This is a genomic window from Euzebyella marina (assembly GCF_003687485.1).
Classification (GTDB): domain Bacteria; phylum Bacteroidota; class Bacteroidia; order Flavobacteriales; family Flavobacteriaceae; genus Euzebyella; species Euzebyella marina.
This window is the reverse complement of record NZ_CP032050.1, coordinates 231,981-253,024: the sequence shown is the minus strand read 5'-3', so window position 1 is coordinate 253,024 and position 21,044 is coordinate 231,981. Positions and strand designations below refer to the sequence as shown.

At 42.6% G+C, this 21,044-nt stretch carries 4 protein-coding genes; 3 read left to right on the top strand and 1 reads right to left on the bottom strand.

Annotated features, from left to right (window positions below):
* Positions 1 to 190 precede the first annotated feature (190 nt).
* Positions 191 to 1,873, bottom strand: a complete 1,683-nt coding sequence (locus D1013_RS01020; RefSeq protein WP_121847114.1) for a glutamine--tRNA ligase/YqeY domain fusion protein — start codon at positions 1,871 to 1,873, stop codon at positions 191 to 193.
* A gap of 217 nt (positions 1,874 to 2,090) precedes the next feature.
* Here D1013_RS01020 and D1013_RS01015 point away from each other — a divergent pair, with 217 nt between their 5' ends.
* The 3 genes from D1013_RS01015 to D1013_RS01005 are packed head-to-tail and all read left to right on the top strand — an operon-like array spanning position 2,091 to position 21,039.
* Positions 2,091 to 4,349 (top strand): T9SS type B sorting domain-containing protein, encoded by a 2,259-nt coding sequence (locus tag D1013_RS01015; RefSeq protein WP_225621382.1) that lies wholly within the window; start codon positions 2,091 to 2,093, stop codon positions 4,347 to 4,349.
* Positions 4,350 to 4,356: 7 nt separating this feature from the next.
* Positions 4,357 to 6,471 (top strand): PorP/SprF family type IX secretion system membrane protein, encoded by a 2,115-nt coding sequence (locus D1013_RS01010; RefSeq protein WP_121847113.1) that lies wholly within the window; start codon positions 4,357 to 4,359, stop codon positions 6,469 to 6,471.
* A complete protein-coding gene (locus D1013_RS01005; RefSeq protein ID WP_121847112.1) occupies positions 6,472 to 21,039 on the top strand; it encodes a T9SS type B sorting domain-containing protein in 14,568 nt (4,855 codons plus the stop codon). It abuts the gene before it with no gap.
* The last annotated feature ends 5 nt before the right edge of the window (positions 21,040 to 21,044 follow it).

The window sequence follows — 21,044 nt, the reverse complement described above, 5'->3', positions numbered from 1 at the left end:
AGGCCTCTACTGCACCAAAACCAGTAAAGTCAACTCTTATATCGTTCGATTTACGAAATGCCTTCTTACAGCCCTTTAAGCCCTCAATTTAAATAAGAAATATCTATTGTTGGACACGCTCGAAAAAGAAATAACTTATAACCGTTTGGAAAGTATCAAACGATAGATTTAATGAGCGAACTTGGCGAGATTATTTTTGCTGAATTTTTGCCCAAGTATCTCGTAAGCCAACCGTCTTATTAAATACGAGCTTCTCACCACTTGAATCCGAATCTACACAAAAATAGCCCATTCGTTGAAATTGAAATCTGTCCCCAGGGCTAGACTCTTGCAAGCTTGGTTCAACGAAAGCAGTGATAACCTCCAAAGAATTAGGGTTTATAAATTCCATAAAGTCTTTGTCCTTTTGAGAGTCCGGACTTTCATTCGTGAAAAGTCTATCATATAAGCGAACCTCTGCCTCGATAGCGTGTTTACACGAGACCCAATGCAATGTGCCTTTGACTTTTCTTAAACTCTCTTCTGTCCCGCTACCACTCTTACTCTTTGGGTCATAAGTGCATTGAACCTCAATAATATTCCCATCGGTATCTTTAGTGCAGCTTTCTGCTTTTATGATATATCCGCTCTTCAGGCGAACTTCACCGCCTAACTTCAGTCTAAAAAACTTTCTGTTGGCCTCCTCTTTAAAATCTTCCTGCTCAATGTAAATTTCCCGCGATAAGGGAATTTGTCTAGAACCAGCCGATTCATCTTCGGGGTTGTTTTCGATGTCGAGCCACTCTTCCTTATCCTCCGGATAATTAGTGATGACCAATTTCAATGGGTTTAAAACACCCATAACCCTAGGAGCGGTTTTGTTAAGATCTTCACGGGCATGAAACTCTAATAACGACACATCAATCAAGTTTTCTCGTTTCGCTATACCGATGGTGTCAGCAAAATTCTTAATGGAATTAGGGGTATACCCCCTTCTTCTCAAACCTGAAATAGTAGGCATTCGAGGATCATCCCACCCGTTGACCACACCACTCTCTACTAGCTGTAGCAACTTTCGCTTACTGACTACAGTATGACTGAGGTTTCTACGGGCGAACTCACGTTGTTTGGGGCGTAATTTACTTTTATCAATTACCTGGTCTAAAAACCAATCATAAAGTTCACGATGCATGGCAAACTCTAATGTGCAAAGGGAATGCGAAACCTGCTCGATGTAGTCGCTTTCACCATGTGTCCAATCGTACATTGGATAAATACACCAATCGGTATTAGTACGATGGTGCGCTTTATGTAACACTCGGTACATTATTGGGTCTCGCATCAACATATTAGATGATGACATGTTAATCTTGGCCCTTAGAACATGCGCTCCAGCTTCGTGCTTGCCATCCTTCATTTCTTGAAACAAAGCTAGATTTTCTTCAACGGATCTATTTCTATATGGACTATCTATACCAGGTTGTGTAGGTGTTCCTTTCTGTGAGGCCATATCTTCTGAAGATTGGCTATCCACATACGCTTTTCCATTCTTAATTAAATCGACCGCCCAGTCGTACAACTGCTGAAAATAATCGGAAGCATACCTTTCGGTATCCCATTGAAATCCTAACCATTCGACATCCTTCTTTATCGCATCAACATATTCCTGCTCTTCCTTAGCAGGGTTGGTGTCATCAAATCGCAAATTGACGGGTGCATTGTAGCGCAAACCCAAACCAAAATTCAAGCAAATCGAGCTTGCATGACCAATATGCAAATAACCATTTGGTTCCGGCGGAAAACGAAACCTCAAATCTTCTTTGGAATACCCATTTTTCAGGTCTTCCTCAATAATATGCTCAATGAAATTCAACGATTCTGAAGCCTCGCCCATAGATTGATTTTTAAGAGTACAAAGGTAGTTAAAATGCCAAAATACCCGATAAAATAGAAAGTAATCCTACACTTAGATGCTTTTTCACAACACATTTGGGGTGTGATACAACATAAAATTCCTCACGCGTATATTAAGTAGCATATTTGTTTATGATTCGTTGATCACGTCCCAAATCTGACATCGAACATGTAGTAACCCAAAACTACGACTACTTATGAAAAAAGCACTCACAATTACCGGAACAGCGCTCGCCATGGCATTTATGCTAATGGGCAGCAACACACTCAATGCACAAACTATCGCTCTACAAGCCCCAGAGCCTGCAGACAACCCCAACATCGGAGGAAACTCCCCGTGGGATAAGGCCTGCGCCTCTGCCAGCTATAATGAGTATTTTGTGACCATCAACTGGGTCGGAACTGCCAACTCTGACAACCAGTTCATTTTAGAACTGAGCAATGCCTCTGGTTCTTTTACCTCGCCAACCGTACTATCGACAATTACCGATCAGAACGGTAACTCTGAGTTTGAAACCAGTTTTAACCTGCCCACTAACATTCAAGGTGCAGGATATCAAATGAGGGTACGCAGCACAAGCCCAGCCGCAACTAGCCCTGCCAGTGCAGCTTACTCTATGTACTACCTTGGTTTTACCACCAATTTGCATATGAGCCCTGATGGCGACGGAACAACACCCGGAACGTTACAGGTATGTGGTGGCGGAAACGTTACCCTATCAGTTGACAACGTACCGGCCGGCGAAGTAAATACCTATCAGTATGCTTGGTACCGTAGCGGTACCCCTATCGGAAACGGCCCATCAATAGAAACCAGCGGAAACGGAGAATACTATGTCTATATTGATTATGGAGATTGTACGGGATCCGCTAACACTGAATCGAACCATATTATTATAAATACTGGTACAAGTACTGGTATAGCCATCAATAACCCTCCCTCAACATCATTATGTGCTGGTCAAGCAGCGCCAGCATTAGAGGCCAATGTTCAAAATGCATCTTATAGATATACTTGGTTTAAAGATGGTGCCATTGTTCAAGCCGAACAAGTAGGTGCCTTTACCTATACCATAAATACCAATGACCCTTCTTTTACCGGTGACTATACTGTTCAAGTAAAAGGTTCCGGTATTTGTACCGAGACCTCTGCTCCAGTTTCTATAACCAATGCTGGGGCATTTACAGTAAACAGGGTAAATGAAGGAAATATGGTGGTTATGCCAAGCCAGACGCAGTCTTTAAGTATTAGCACAGACGCCAATAGCCCTACCTACCAATGGTACCGTAATAACATTATAATAAATGGAGCTACCCAGGCATCTTATAATGCGGCTCTTGAAGGTAGTTACCATGTGGCCGTAACCCAAACGGGCGGTGCATGTTCATCAACTACTATTAATTCGGAAGCCACTACTGTTATAAGTCCAACAGAATTTAGACTGGAAATTGATTACGCAACCAATTATACTGAGTGCAACGAAACAAGTATGGTGCTAGAAACTTCTGCTATTTACGCTGTACTGGCAGATTCTAGTGAAATAAACGTTACCAATGACGTGGCCTCTTCATTTAGCTACCAATGGCAGAAAGATGGTGCCGATGTAAGTGCTGAAACTGCAAGAGCCATAAGTCTTACCAATAGTGATGAAAATGGAAGTTATACCGTCACGGGCACCTATGCCAGCATGACCTCTACCTCCAATACACTTCCATTGCAACTGGCAAGTAGTGGCTCTTTGATTATCACGAGTACTAGCACCGTATACTGCAGCTCTGATGATTTGATCATCATCAGCTCTGAGACCGACTTAACCGGTGAAACCTTTGACTGGGAGCGTGACGGCGAAGCGATAAACTCTAGCGATCAGGCTTTAGTGACGAACTCCCCAGGTACCTACCGATTAGTTCTTAGAAAAGGTGAGTGCCCAACCATCTCAAACGAGATTACCATCGCTCCTTTAGACCCAGATCTAATTACATTAAGTATAGATGGCGACGTAATCTTCCCCGAAGGAAGTTCTAAAACCGTTACCGCTACGGGAGGTACATCATACATTTGGTACGATGCCGCCAATAACGAGGTGAGCACTTCAGACTCGTATACTTTTACCACTGAAGGTGATTATACGCTCGTAGCAAGTATTGACAATTGCAATGTTGTAAAACAGATAACCGCAGATTACCTAGACCTATTCAATATACCAAACGTTATTACACCTAATGGAGACGGTGCCAATGATCAATGGATCATACCTAACTCGTACTCTAACAAGTCTGACGTTAACGTAATAATCTATAATGCCAAAGGTGCCGAAGTGCTTAATGTATTCAATTATCAAAACACATGGCCAGAAAGCTCTACCAGCTTTTCGCAACAGAACATGGTTTACTACTATGTAATCAAGAACGCTACTGAAACCTTAAAACAAGGTACCATAACCGTTATTCGCTAAACCCATCATGAAACTAGCCAAATACCTATTGTTAACACTCATTGCTGCCTTAAGCCTTACCAATCTTCAGGCGCAAGAAGACGACCCTATATTGCTGTATAGCCCAGCTTCTCAAAACCTGTTGAAATTCAACAGGTTTTTGATCAACCCAACGTTCTCTACCGTACAGGAAGACAAGTCTTATATCAACCTTTTACACAGAAACCAATCGGTTCAGTTTAAGGATAATGATCAGACTTACTTCTTGAGTTATAGTGGTAGAATCGGGGACAGAAGTGGTCTTGGACTAAGCTTATACACGCAATCAATAGGCCCTGTCTCGAACATAGGTGTGCTAGCTAACTATGCATATGGAATTAAACTTAGCGAAAAAAGCAACTTTACCTTCGGTGGTAACCTAGCGTATTACAGCACTGGACTAGATAGGAATAATGTTGATGTTATCGACGCTGAAGATTTTAGACTGAACGGTACAGAAGACAGCAACGTACTATCTTTTCAACCCGGTTTCAACCTTTCATACGGAAAAATCGATTTTGGTGTATTTGCTGAAAACTTATTCGATTACAACCTAAAGACCAGTGAGTCTTTAACCGATTTTGCCGATAAAACCTATTCGGCCCATTTACAGTATACCCATGCTTTTGAAAATGGTAATGGTATTATGGAAGGTAGTCGCTTAATGCCGATTGCGAGGGTGAGAATGAACGGTCAGAACAGATTTGCTTCAGACGAGGAAGCCCAAGATCTTTCTTATGGTGGAGGTCTAATTTTAGATTTACCAAAAATAGGTTGGTTACAAGGCGGGTATGACAGTTTTTATGGTGCCTCTGCCGGTGCCGGTTTTAATATCAATAAAAGGCTCTCCTTAGGTTATACAATGGAGAAAGGTTTTACTACAGATTTTGACAACCTTGGCATCACCCACGAAATTTCTTTTGCCTACTCATTTACCCCGAACTTGACAGAAGACAGAGTAATGCTTGAAGAAGATTATGAGGATAGCCTTGCTGAAGAGCAGTCCTTCGATAAAAACGATTTGGCATCCAATGAAGAAGTAGCAGAATTGAAAAGAAAACTTGCGGAAAATGATGCCATCATCGAAGAGTTGATGTTCCGTCAAGATTCGCTTGAGGCCAGCCGTCAAAAAGATCTTGAAAGAAGGTTTAATATGGTCATGAGCATGGTTAGAAACGAGACCAACGGTAACCGTCCAGATTTAGAGGAAAGGGCGGAATCTATGTTCCTCGGTAATCAAGATAGACCAGTCGTAAACAACCATAACACAAGCAACGACGGTATTATACCGAATAGTACAAAGACGCCGGTTCAACATAAAGACGCAGTTGCACAAATCAGCAAAAAACAAGAAGTGGCTCAACCTGTGGTAGAATCGAAGCAACCCGTCGAAACCTCAGATTTGGCAAGCTCTACTGAAAGACCAGCTATCAAAAGCCGCAAATTTAAAAATCTCGATGGTGTGACAGATGGTTACTATGTAGTTGCTAATGTTTATAAAGGCGGCAAGTACATGGATAAGTTTCTGAACGACATGAACGACAAAGGTTTTATGTCTACTAACTACATAGACAACCCAAAGAACGGTTTAAAATATGTCTATCTAGAACGTTACGATACTTGGCAAGAGGCGGTTGATGCCCATCAATCAGGAATGAACGGAGAATATGATGGAGACCTGTGGATTATGAATGTCGACAACAAGTACACGAACGAGGCCTATGCCAGCAACGTTGACAAAATAAAAGAAAAGTCGGCCAAATATGCCGATGATGTACTTCAACAAAACGTAGTGGTTAAAGACCAAGTGGCCTCTAAAGAGATGACGTCGAAAGTTTACAAGATAGACGGTGTGGGATCAGGCTATTACATCATCGCCAACGTATTCGCCAACCCAAAAAATGCCAATCGTTTTGTTAAACTACTCAACTCGTATGGCCTAAGCGCAAGCTACTTTATCAACCCCGAAAATAACTGGAGATATGTCTACTTGAAAAGACATGAATCTTGGAACAATGCCCTCATATCTTACTATACCAACCTAAATGATTCGTATAACGATAAAATGTGGATTATGCGAGTCAAACCAAACCTACTGGCATAAATGACACCAAAGCTTATTAAAAACTTGCTTGCAGGCGCATTTTTCTTTGTCGCCTGTTCCGTTTTTTCTCAAGAATATACGCCTTTCACCAGGACCTATCCTTCGGGAGACAATTTTAGGTACCAAACCAATATTAAAGGCGACCTCACTTTTATTTCAAATAGTATTTTGAATAGGGATGGGGGCACATCCAGTACAGAGCCCAACGACCCTTACAACAATTTAAGCACTAGTAATAGTTGGAATACCGAAACAGGGGGTAACCTCAACTATAACGATTATAAGAACATGCAATACATTGATGTAGATGGTGACGCATCTACATTCAATTCAAGTACCGCCACGTTTTCTTTTCCGAATGCCGATTGTAACCTTATAAGATATGCAGGATTATATTGGTCGGCGACATACCCAAGCGATACCGCCGATGGCTTTTACGACGGTAACACCTACCGTTCCAACAGCATCCCTGTAGGACAAGGAAGACAAAACGATTTTAATCAGGTTAGGTTTCGGGTTCCTGGAGGCACTTATGTCAATATCACTGCAGATGAAATTTTATATGATGGCTTTACGAGTGGCGATAACTCGGTACGCGAAAATAGTCCGTATGCCTGTTATGCCGATGTTACCAGTTTAATAACCCCATTAGCAGACCCGACCGGAGATTATACCGTAGCAAATATTCGTGCAACCGTGGGTAGTTTGACCCCTGGTGGTGGTACCACTGGCGGGTGGACATTGGTAATTGTATACGAAAACCCGAATCTTACCGGTAAGCTCATTACGACCTTTGATGGTTTCGCAAGAGTACGCGATACCGATAGAGTAGATATCAATTACTCCGGCTTTAATACCATACCAGCAGGCCCTGTAAGGGCCAATGTAGGTGCTGCAACTTTAGAGGGCGATTTTAGAATAACCGGAGACAGATTACGAATTAGGGCCGCCAGTAGTGGGGGCTTTACGACTTTGAGTAATGGTGCCAACCCCTCAAACAACTTTTTTAATAGTAACATTACCTTAAACGGAACGGTTACTACCAATAGAAACCCGAACAGTACCAACACCCTTGGTTATGATACCGATATTTTTCTAATCAATAACCCGACTAACTCTGTCATACCCAATAACGAAACATCGGCAACTTTCCGTTTTGAAACCAATGGTGATCAATACTACCCTTTCTTTAACTCATTCAATGTAGAGATTATAGAGCCCGAAATTGTTCTGGAAAAAAGGGTAGAAGATATCGCCGGAAATGATATAACAGGGCAGGGGGTAAATTTAGGCCAGATACTGGATTACGTGCTGTCTTTCGAGAACCTTGGTAACGACGATGCAACCAATTATACCATTCGCGATATTCTTCCGATAAATGTAACACTTGATGAGGGTAACATCAAAATGCCGGCGGGAACGACCTATACTTTTAACCCTTCTACCAGAGAAGTGGTTTTTACCATTCCAGACAACTTGGTTCGTATTGGTCAGCCTACCTCATCTATAAGAATGCGTGTTCAAGTGGCAGAAAATTGCTTTGATTTTATAGATGCCTGTACCGACTTAATACAAAACTTAGCGTATTCTACCTATGAAGGGGTTATTAACGACAACCAGATTACAGATGACCCGAGTGTTTCCGATTTTGATACCTGTGGTTTTCCAACACCAGGTGCAACCAACTTTTTACTTGACGACCTTTCTGATTGTAATTTTACAAGAACTATTCAGCTGTGCGGTGATTCTGTAACCCTAGATGCCGGGGACAACTTCGATGATTATATTTGGGTTCGTGACGAAAATGGCAACGGTCAAATCGATGCCTCAGACCCTGTGCTCAACGATGGCAACCCTGATGGCGATCTCAGTACTCTAAATGTCAATGATATTGGAACTTATATCGTCGATAAAATTGTTGCTGATCCTTGTAAAGGCTTTAAAGAAATAATCATTGTCGAACGTTTCGGTACCACGCAAACTAACCCGATTGTAGATTACTTCAATACTTTAAACTCCGATGCAGACCCAACCAATGATATTCAAGGGGAAATTGTGCAGTGTAGTGTTGACGGAGACTTGCTGCCCAACATATTTCTTTGCGGTTCGAATGACTCACAACTTTTACAAGTTAATATAACCGACGCCCAAAGCCTTACTTGGGAAAGATTAGATGAAGGAAGTTGTACGGCAGCCCCGGATGATTGTGCGAACAAAAATCTAACATGTACATGGAATGCGGTAGAATCCGGAAATAACTTTAACGTCAATTCCGCAGGTAAATATAGGCTTGTTGTGAACTATCAGAACGGCTGTTTCAGCAGGTTCTATTTTGACGTGTATCAGAATAATCTTGACATTCTTTACAATGCTCGTGATATCATCTGTACTACGGATGGTAATATTACAATTACCAATCTTGGAAGCAACTACGGGTACCAATTGGTAGATGTTTCCAACAGCACTATCGTTGTGCCATTTAGCGCCAATAACGGCCCTTCTTTTGACATTACTACAAACGGAGCCTATAGAGTAGATATCGTTCAGCTTGACGGCTCTGGCAACCCCATACCCAACGCCTGTATTTTTAGCACTCCGGATATTGGAATTCTGGATAGGGATTTTCAAGTAAACGTTGAAGCCACCCCTGCCAATTGTAATGATCAAGGAACCATAAAAATTGACATCTTAAACGTTGAGCCCAATTATACTTATGTTTTAAGAAGGTCCGATGGCACTTTGATAGATGACGAAACTGCGGCGACCAGCAACACCCATACCTTTCAAGTAAACCAAGGCGATTACATTATCGAAGCTTCTAGTGAAGATGGTTGTACCTATACTGAAAATGTTACCGTTACCCGCACACCAGACCCTACGATTAGTGCTTTGACGATTAATGACATAGGTTGTACTTCCGGGGTCATTCAATTAACAGGTTCCGGTGGTTTTCCAAACCCCGACTATTCCTATGCAATTTGGTCAAGAAACGGCACCAATCTATATCCAGATGTGGCTTCAATTCCTGGGGATGCTTACGATACGAACCCAACTTTCACCTTCGGATGGAGAGATACCGACGCAGATGATGTTGACGAATATTTTGCAGGTGAAGACGGCACCTATTCTTTCGTTATTGTTGATGCCAATAACTGTTTCGCTTTTTCCAATGAAGTGACCATCAACGATAACGGAACAATGACAATTGACTCCATTACAGAAACAGAGCCCTCTTGTAGTGGAGATGCGGATGGAGAAATCACCATTAATATTATTGGTGGGGTAGCGCCTTTTCAATATAGCATTGACAATGGAGCCACCTATCAAGGCTCCCCAACATTTGTCAATTTAAATGCGGGCAGCTATGCCATTCGTGTTTTAGATAGTTCTGGCTGCGAACAAACTCAAACTTTTGTTCTAAACGAACCTTTTCCATTGAGCGCATCAACCGGGGTTTCTAGAGATGCCACTTGTGACCCTAATGGGGCAGAGGTGAGGGTTACCAATGTAACCGGCGGTTCGGGAACCTACCAATATAGTTTTGATGGCGGTTCCACTTACGGGGCATCAAGTACTGCCGTGCTTCCTCCGGGAGATTATACAGTAATTGTAAGCGATGGTGCTTGTGAGTACCCAATGAACGTAACTGTAGAAGATATTCCCGAAGAACCCGAAGTGACGCTTACTCCAGAGGTAAGCTATAATTGTGATGGAACGGGCACAATTACGGCAACCCCAAACATCGCTACTTATAATTATACTTACGCGCTTGATGGTGTGTTGAATTCTCCAGACCCTACCAGTAATGTTTTTGACAATGTTGTTCCAGGAACATATACCGTAACAACCTATTATACCTCACAAACCCCTCCAACCCCAAGTGTTTTGTTGAGTGAGGATTTTGGTAGTGGAGAAACCATTCCTAGCCCCAATACCAACGGTTATGGCTATGAAGATCAAACTAATAACCCTCCTGGAGATGCCAACCAAAACGTAAACGATTTTGAATATACGGTAACAAGTAGCATTGTAGCGCCCTTCGGCACTTGGATCAATCCTATTGACCACACCTCTGGAACCAGGGCTGGTCAAGGCCGTTATTTAGTAATGAACGTAGGAACACCGACCCCTGCACAAATCATTTACTCTAAGCAAATCAATGACGTAATACCTAACCAAGACCTTAGTGTTACGCTTTACGTAATGAACCTTTTGCGTCAAGGCACCGGTGGCCTCGACCCAGACCTTACAATAGAAATCAGGGAAGCTGGCACTTCTAACGTAGTACAGTCTATAAGAACAGGTAGTATAGCCAAGAATACAGGAGCAAGCGATTGGGTAGAATTCACTGCTACGCTGAACCCTGGGGCAAATACCACTTTAGATTTTGTAATCAGATCTGAAATTCCTGGAAATGGCGGTAATGATTTTGCTCTTGATGATATAGTTATACATCAAGTACCCGAAGTGTGTGAGCAGTCAGTAGAAACACCTGTTACCGTAGTTGCCGGAAACGTATTTACCGCATCCATTACGAGTGCTACAAATGTTACCTGTAATGGAGATACAGACGCTACTATTACCATAGAAGCTGAAAATTTTGACTCGGTTGCAGGGTTTGAATACTCTATCAATGGTAGTGCCTTTGTAAACTCTACGCTATCCCCAGTAACTACCTCTGCCCCTTTAGGTGCAGGCACCCATACTATTGTGGTCAGAAAAGCGGATGAAATTACCTGTTCAAGAACGCTTACACATACCATTACAGAGCCTACTGCCGTTGTCGCAAATGCCTCCGTTACCACAGAACTTACCTGTACCAATGGCGGAGCTACCATAACTGCTAGCGCCTCTGGCGGAACCCCTGGTTATGAATATCAATTAGAGGATAATTTGGGAAGCATTGTTCCAGGGTTTGACTTTGCCGCCAACGGAAGCAACACTGTATTTACAGGCCTTGCTGCGGGTGATTATCTTGTTAGGGCAAGAGATGCCCGTTTGTGCGAAGATATTATCGATAGCTCGATTACGGTAAGTCCGATCAATCCTATTTCCTTTACTGTTACACCAACAGCTTGTTATCCTGGTGGTAATACAGCTACCATTCAAATTGATGTCACCGATGGTAACGGAGACTATACGTTTAGCCTGAACGGAAACCCTTGGGTGGCGCCCACTCCAAGCAATTCGACCACCCATACTTTTACCGGACTTTCAAACGGCACATATACCGTAAATGTACGTGATGGACTAGGGTGTACCGGTACGCTTCAAACAATTACTATTGATCCACAATTAACAGTGTCGGCCTCAGCGCCAAACATTACTGCTTGCGCTACTTCTACCGATATAGCCATTACCGCTAGTGGTGGTGATAACAATTACGTATATGCCGTGGTTCTTAACGGTACGACCGTTACGGATGGCGATTTTAACACCGTCAACCCTGTAACCGTAACCTCGGCAGGAGATTATGACATCTATGTAAGGGATAACAATGGTGCCACAGGCTATTGCTCCGCGGTACAAACGATTACTGTTGTACAAGATGCGCCAATTGCTTTCACACCAACACCGACCGATGTAAGTTGTTTCGGCGGTTCTGATGGATCTATCTCCATAGTGGTCAACTCAGGTGGCAACGCTCCGTTTATGTATAGCATTGACAACGGCGTAACTTATGTTATCGGAAATTCATTCCCTAATTTAGTCGCAGGCACATATCCAGTGCGCGTTAGAGACTCCAACAATTGTGAATCTGTCGTTCAAAATATTACTGTGAACGAGCCGGCTCAAATCGTTGCGGAGGCCAGTTTAACACAAAACTACACTTGTACAACTGATGGTGAAATTACCGTCGGAAGTGTAACCCCGACATCTGGCGGTTCTGGAGATTATCAGTACAGTATCAATGGTGGGGCATGGACCGCCTCTACCACTGGAGGACACACCTTTACCTCTTTAACGGAAGGAACTTATAGCATTCGCGTTAGAGATTCCAATGCAACTACCTGTGGTATTACCTTGGCCGATATAGTTGTTGCTCCACTACCAACCGAACCAACACTTACCACTTCCGTGGCTTATAATTGTGATGGCACCGGTACTATTACAGTGCTTCCTAACGACCCGTCATACACCTATAGTTTAAATGGTGGAGCGGCCCAACCCTCGAATACATTTACAAATGTTGCGGTTGGCCTTCACACTATAACCGTTGATTACGGAAGTAACTGTACAGTAGATACTGCTGCCAACATCGAAAACGGAAATGCCTTTGAAGCTTCTATCTTTGCTTTCGAAAATCTAGATTGTAATGGAGATGGTTCGGGTACCATTACCATCAATGCAGATAATTATGGTGCCGGTGGATATGAATACAGTTTGAACGGCAACTCATTTGTAGGACCGTTCAGTGCATCTGAGCAAATAACAGGTCTTTCTGCACAAGCGTATACGATTGAAGTACGAGATGTTGACAACCCGATTGCAGGGTGTACCGTTACCCTCAACCAAACATTGACGGAACCTACTCCTGTAGTCACTACGGCCAGTATTACCGAACAATTCACCTGTGATAACACCGGAGCGACCATAACAGCTTCGGTTTCAGGCGGCACCCCAACTTATGAATATCAGTTGGAAGATACCGTTGGTGGCATCATAACTGGTTACCAAAGTAATGATTTCTTCGCCGGTCTTTCAGCTGGGGATTATATAGTTAGAGCCAGGGATTTGAATTTATGTTCAGACGCCATTGATGTTGCTATTACTGTAACCGCTCCTCTGATTCCGACATTTACTGTATCCGAAACGGCTTGTTATTCTGGTGCCAATAACGCATCGATTCAAGTAGATGTAACCGCTGGTAACGGCAATTACACCTTCAGTTTAGATGGAGGTCCGTTCATTACACCTTCGCCAGCTTCATCTACCACCTATACCTTTACCAATTTATCTGACGGAACTTACACTATAGACGTACGTGACGGTTATGGGTGTTCAGCCGTACAACAAACAATAACAATTGAGCCCCAATTGGTAGTCTCTATTGATATTGATGAAATAAGTTCTTGTGCCGATGGTACTATAACAGTTAATGCGACCGGTGGTGACGGTAACTTTGTGTATGCCTTTGTTCCTGTCAATACAAGCCCATCAGGTTTTTACGGGGCGTCGAATACCTTTACGGTTACCAATGCCATGGCGACTGCCAACCCGGCCGGATATGATGTTTATGTGCAGGATAACAATGGGTCTGTACCGGCTTGTTCTTTCTTGCAGGAGGATATAATTTTTACCCCTTCGACTCCTTTAACGGTAGCCGGAACTGCTACGGATCCGGAATGTTATAACGGATTTGGTTCAATCGATGCGATAGTAGGCGGAGGAAATGGTCCGTTTACCTATCAATTAGTTGATTTAAGTCCTGCAGATGGTATTGACTACGGTACTACAAACACCAATATATCTAGCAACACCCTGACTTTTAATGGTATTGGGGTGGGTGATTATGAAATTACCATTACCGATGAAGATGGTTGTACCGTAACCTCATCAACCGTTACAATCAATAACGCTGTAGAAATTGATGCGGATATTGATCCAATTTTACCGGCCGCGTGTAATGATCCTGACCCCAACGAGTATGGATTTGAATTCAACAACGTAGTTACGCCTGCGGGAGGAACAATTGAATATAGTCATGATGGTGGTGCATCTTGGCAATTATCAAATGAGCTTAGAGGTCATCTCTCAGGTACAGAAGTATTTCCTTCCATAAGGGTTACCCTACCTAGCGGCACTATCTGCCAAAGAGATTTTGACAGGTATATTATCCCATATCCTCTTGATAACTTAGATATAAGCATTAGCGCCATCGTAGTCAATTGTAACGACCTTCAGGTACGGGTACAAGGTACTGCTGGTGTGGCGCCATACGAATATGCGTATTCCGAAGACCCGGCGAATTTCAATCCTACTATTGCAACATGGCAACCGGGCGGTTCTGTAGATTCTGGCGGAAATGCAGTTCCAGCAGGTAACGGTTCTTATACTTGGACAGGGCTTACACCCGGAAGAACTTATGTGTTTTATGTAAGGGATGCAACTGGTTGTGTGCGTCAAAGCCTTATCAATGTTAATGACCTTATCACCCGACCTATAGAAATTACCGAAGTTGTGACTCCAACTTGTTTTGGAGGTTCTACTGGTGAAATAGAATATACACTGAATCCGGGAACTCCTAGTACCCATATGAGATGGGAATTCTTTGAAGTAGGCAATCCTGTTGCCATTCAATCAAGTGGAGGAAACATTCCATTTAACAATACCATCAATGTTAGCGGATTAAGCGAAGGCGAGTATTACATAGAAGTGGTTCAGTCGGATGGTACCACAGATTCGTGTACAGGAGGTAGTGAAAACAGTTATCTTCAAGAATTAAATGCCATAAACGGCACACCTAATGCTACACGGGATATATCTTGTAACCTACCAGGTCTTATAACCGTAGACAATATTACCGGTGGTGGTGGAGCCCCTTACACATTTGATGTAACCGGCCCTGCTGGTTTTACACCACTTACAGGCGTTACCACCAACCCAATAGAAATTCCTGTAAACTCCCCAGCTGGCAATTATACAGTTACCATGTACGATCAGTATGGTTGCTCGGTAACCATGGCTCCTATTAATCTTGATCTATCGCCGAATCCGACCATCGATTCAGTTACTCAAGATAATTGTGCGGCGCCAATTGATTTAATAGTCGTTGGTTCTTCAGCTGCAGGAAATTTAAGATATGCTATTGTCACAGCCGGAAGCCCAGCACCGACTACCTTTTTAGATAATGGCGGGGTCTTCAACGATATTACTGCCGGGGATTATGATGTATATGTAATGGATGGTAATGGCTGCGTAGCCTCACAATCATCTTACACCGTACATCCGGTTCTTTCGATAAGTGCGAGATTGACTAAACTACTAGATTGCACCGCCTCTCCAGATGCTGTAATTAGCATAGAAGCTTTAGTTGGTTCGGGAAGTTATGAATATTCTATTACCAATACGGCAGGTGCACCTGCCGTAGCTCAAACTGCTTTTCCAAGCAATCCTTTTGACTACAATGCCCCGTTGGCTGGTGATTATACCATCACCATTTATGATACCAATACGCCGAATAACGCAGCTTGTAATAGAGAGTTTACAATTACTGTTCCTGATAGAATAGAACCTTCAGTTGAGAATATCACTACCACTGATGTCACTTGTAACGGAGATTCAGATGGTACTATAACCATAAGGGCCACTAATAGTCCGATTGGGCCGTTTTCTTTTGAAATCACTTCTTTTGATGGTGCGGCAACAAGTATTTTGCCAACGAGCACCACAGCAAATACGGCGACCTTTACTGGTCTGGCTCCAACAACTACTGCCGCTGGATACATAGTCACGATAACTGGAAACCCAGCTTCTAACAATTGTAGTACAGATAGTGCATCGATACTCATTTCAGAGCCAGCGCCTATTGCGGTTACCATGGCGCCAACAGTTGAATTTGCTTGTGTTGTAGGCAACAACGAAAACCACGCAAGCATTACGGTACAAAGTACCTCGGGTGGTTCTAATAATTTCGTGAGATACGAATTCATTAATGACCTCAATCCAGGAACCCCTGTACAAGATGGACCGGATACCACGTATATAGAAACTGATTTCGCGGGTGGAAACTATACCATTAACGTTTATGACGATAATGGTTGTGTAGGCTCAACAACTGCAAGTATTGCTCCGTTTGACGAGTTGCAGTCGGCTACTATCACCGTCGATCAACCCATTACATGCGTTTCAGGCGAGGAAATTACCATAAACGCCTTTGGTTCACAAACAGATACGAGTACTCCGGCAGGTCTTGCCAATTATGAGTTTAGACAATTGCCAAGTGGTACTTTTCAAGTATCAAACGTCTTTGTCAATTTACCCACAGGTACGCATACATTTGAGATAAGAAATATTAATACGAATTGTGTCATTTCTGTTTCCCATACCGTTGGTAATCCTAATAATTTTGAAATTTCGGTTATCACGACCGATGTGGTTTGCCATGGAACAGATGGTACGGTTAGTTTCTCAATTTCAGATGCAGTTAATCCTTATTCTAATGGATTCACATGGCAAATTTATAATTCACAAGGTACGGCAACTACGGCAGATGATACCATTATTGCTGGCGCCAATGGCGTTTCGGCCAATGTTGGCCCTACAACGCCATTTGCTATTGCCGCAGGTGAATACAGGGTAGAAATCACCCAAGATTCGAATCCGTTCTGTGTGTCTTCAGAGCTTTTCAATATTGCGGGTCCAACAGACCCAATTTCGGCCAACACAGATGTAACAGAAGTTACTTGTCTGGGTAATGACGGAATTATAGAAATTATAGACGCTCAAGGCGGATGGGGAGGCTACACCTATTTTGTCGCTCCAGCGACTGATCCAGCTCCTACCTATCCAGGTAGTTATTTGGCCAACCCTAGATTTACGGGTTTAGCTGGTGCGCCAGGTGCTGGAATTGATTATCAAGTCTGGATTGCCGATCAAAATGGTTGTGAATTCCGTTTATCGAATGTCAACTTGGTAGACCCGACGGCTATTACGGCAGATTTAAGAATAAATCAGCCTAATTGTACGAACTTAGAAGGTGAAATAGAGGTTATCAACGTAACTGGCGGTCAAGGAAGTAATTACAGTTATCAACTGCAGGTGTTCAACACAGGAACTTCTACCTATGATAATCTTCGTACAGTACAGACAAGCCCGATTTTCAGTGGTCTAGGTGCTGGTCAATATCAAGTTATCGTAAGTGATCAATGGAATTGTTCTGCCGCAACATCGGCAAGTATAGAACTATACGAACCTATAGTACCATTAGCAACAGTTGTTAAGACTATTGATTGCTCTACCACAGATCCAGGGGGTCAAATTACTATTACCCAAACAGGTGGTTCGGGTGCATTTAATTATTCAGTGGTGTATCCTGATGGAATAACCACAGATGCCAATACAACCGGTGTATTTACCGCATTGACCCAAGATAGTACGATTGGAGAATATGTATTCACAATTACAGACCAAGCGGTTGATCATGCTTGTAGTACCACTATTAGACAAAGTTTGGATCCGGAAATTATTCCAGTAATCAATGTTGATAATTTTACCAACGTTACTTGTAATGCTGCCAATGATGGTACCATTACTGTAAGCACTACTGATAGTGGTGTTGGCCCTTACACTTTTAGAATCATTGCAGGAAACGGTAGTACTCCAGGTTCACCAATCCTTCCGACTACAACAAGTAATACTGCAGCAACTTTCACCGGTCTTACAGGAAGTACTGCGGGTATAACCTATACTGTTGAGGTGAGGGGAACAAACAATTGTTCAATTACGACGGATGTAACCATTACCGAAGAAGATCCGATTACTGTTAATGCCCTTTCGATTGTACAGTATGGCTGTACTAATGGAAATAACACCAATAATGCAGCTGTTTCATTTAATGGCGCAACGGGCGGAACAGGCACTTATGTTCGGTATGTATTCATTAGAGATGGAATCGTTGTACAAGATGGTGCAAATACTACGTATAACGAAACCGATGGTCTCGGTGGCAGCTATGAACTAAGGGTTTATGATGATGCAGGATGCTCGGCTCTTTCTGCCTCCGATGTAGTAACTCCTTTCGTAGAGATAACAGATCCTGTTGTGGTTACCACGCAGGAAGCGGCCTGTTCACCATTAAATAATGCCCAAATTGAGGTAGGGGTTACTATTAATCCAACAACTGCTTCACCTAATTTAGAGTTCACTGTAAGTGGAATAAATGTGGTCTATAATCAGACTGTTAACTCTAGTAATGCAACAGAAACCTTCAGTGGTCTTGAAACTGGCAACTATCGAGTTACCATTACCAATTTAGATACAGGTTGCGTCTTGGAAACTGTTCATACTATTGAAAATCCAGATGTAATAGAGGTAATTGCTACTAAGCTTACCGATGAAGAGTGTCTGAACAATGGTGTTGACGATGGTAGCTTTAGTATTGCCATCAATAATTACTCAGGTAATTATAGTTATCAAGTTTATGATATAAATGATAATCCTGTAGCTGGTCAAAGCGGAACCGGTAATACCTCAACCGTGTTGCCTCCTTTTACCAATCTGCCTGGTGGCATTTACTACGTAAGGGTAACAGCTACAGACGCACCTCAGTGCGATGATGATTCCAATACCGTTACCATCCTTTCACCTAGCGCTCCAATAACGGCTACTATTCGGGAGGAGTCAAATGTTACTTGTTCCAATGATCAAGGTAGCATTTTGGTAGACCCAACGGGTGGTGAAGGCCCTTATACCATTGTATTGGATAATACAACTACTTCACAAGTATACACAGAAACCAATGTAGAAGCATATATTTTCACTGGTCTGTCAGCAGGTAGTTTCCATGTAACGGTTACCGATGCCTTTGGTTGTGTACTATCTGATACCATCGATTTGATTCGACCTGATGATATCGTTTCCAATATATCGGCAACAGCATTGTCATGCTTTAATGAGAATACGGCAAGCGTGTCGGCAACTGTAAATGCACGAAATATTACTCCTGTATATCAATATAGGTTGAATATTTATGATGATGCCCTTGGCTCTAACCTCTTACAGACCTCAGCACCTCAAGCGAGTGCCACATTTAATGGGTTGGCCGCAGGATTCTACAGTATTACGGTGACTGACGATGTAAGCTGTTCTGACGAAACGGCAATTGTAGAAATTGTGAACCCGACAGAAGTAGAGGCTCAATTGATAAGGACTAGCCCCTTGACCTGTACTACGGGCGTTGAATTTGAACTAAGTGCTACCGGAGGAAGCGGTACTTATGAATATAGTGAGGATAATGTTAATTGGACATTGATGCCGGGCAACAGTGTAAATCTTCCTCTTAGCGGTATGCTGTCTGCAGGCGTCTATAGATATTATGTTAGAGATGCTGCAAATATGTGTACGGCGGTACTTTCAAACTCGATTGAAGAAAATGCCATAGATCCATTGAACCTAATGGTAGATACATCTGCAGCGGTTATTAATTGTAATGGTGACAATACGGCCACTATTTACGCCGATGCCGAGGGCGGATTAGGAAATTATCAATATGAATTATTTACAGATGTTTCCTTAAACCCTGCCTCCCGAATTGCTGGTCCTCAATCTTTAGGAATATTCAGAAATCTCTATGCAGGTACCTATTATGTAAATGTAGTCAGTGAAGATTGTACCACACCGGCACAAAGGGTAGATATTGTTGAACCAACAGCTCTTGACTATACTGATGAGGTCATTAATGTAAGCTGTAATGGCGAAGAAGATGGGAGTATTACCGTAACCCTTTCTGGTGGCTCAGGCAACTACCAATATGCAATTACACCTAATCTCGACCAATTTGATGATGAAAACACCTTTGATGGTTTGTCCCCGGGCGACTATACAATAATAGCTCAAGATGCTAATGGATGCTTCATCGAACTTCAATATACCATTACCGAACCCACCATTATTGAGGTTAGTGCAGAGGTTCTGCCTGAAGTATGCGAAGGTGAAGAGAACGGATCAATTGAATTGACCATAACGGGTGGTACAGCACCTTATAGTACAAGAATGGCCGTTGAAAGTACTTTTGTTCAAGATAGAACTACCTTCTCTGGTTTAGCAGCAGGTGATTACATTATCTTCATAGAAGATGCCAACGGTTGCGAATCGAATATTGCCGTTACGGTAGAACCTGGTGTTAACCTTGGTGCTACGGTAGAACCAATATATGGTTGTAACGGTCAACTGCCCAATAACTATGTCAATATTACCCTAGATGATGAAAGTATTTCCGAGGAGGTGTTATACGGCTTAGATACTACTGATCCAGCTCAAATGCAGTTGAACCCTTATTTCAGGGATATGACTCCAGGAAACCATTTCATTGCAATATCACATGAAAACGGTTGTATTACCACTCATAATTTTGTCATCGATGAATTCGAACCGCTGACCATAAGCTTGGTACAAAATAACATCAATGAAATTACAGCGGTCGTTACCGGTGGTAGAGAAGATTACACCATTTATTTCGGAGATGTAGATAATGGTAGCGATAACACCTATTACATCAATCGAACCGACACCTATGAAGTTCGTGTGGTTGATGCCAATGGTTGTGAGGTCTCAGCCAGTATATTTATGGAGTTTATTGACATTGAAATTCCTAATTTCTTCACCCCAAATGGAGATTCGGAAAATCAATTTTGGAAACCTAGAAATGATGAAGGTTTCCCACAGATACTAACCATAATATTTGATCGTTATGGTAGAGAGGTGTACCGAATGGGTGCCGGTGATCGTGGCTGGGACGGATTGTACCGCCAGAAGGAATTACCAACCGGAGATTACTGGTACGTTATTAAACTCAAAGGTGAAAACGATGACCGAGAGTTTGTTGGACACTTTACCCTATATCGATAAAAATC

Excerpts from the sequence above, each read along its gene's own strand:
- D1013_RS01020 (WP_121847114.1), bottom strand. The coding sequence starts at position 1,873 with ATGGGCGAGGCTTCAGAATCGTTGAATTTCATTGAGCATATTATTGAG.
- D1013_RS01015 (WP_225621382.1), top strand. The coding sequence starts at position 2,091 with ATGAAAAAAGCACTCACAATTACCGGAACAGCGCTCGCCATGGCATTT.
- D1013_RS01005 (WP_121847112.1), top strand. The coding sequence starts at position 6,472 with ATGACACCAAAGCTTATTAAAAACTTGCTTGCAGGCGCATTTTTCTTT.
- D1013_RS01010 (WP_121847113.1), top strand. The coding sequence starts at position 4,357 with ATGAAACTAGCCAAATACCTATTGTTAACACTCATTGCTGCCTTAAGC.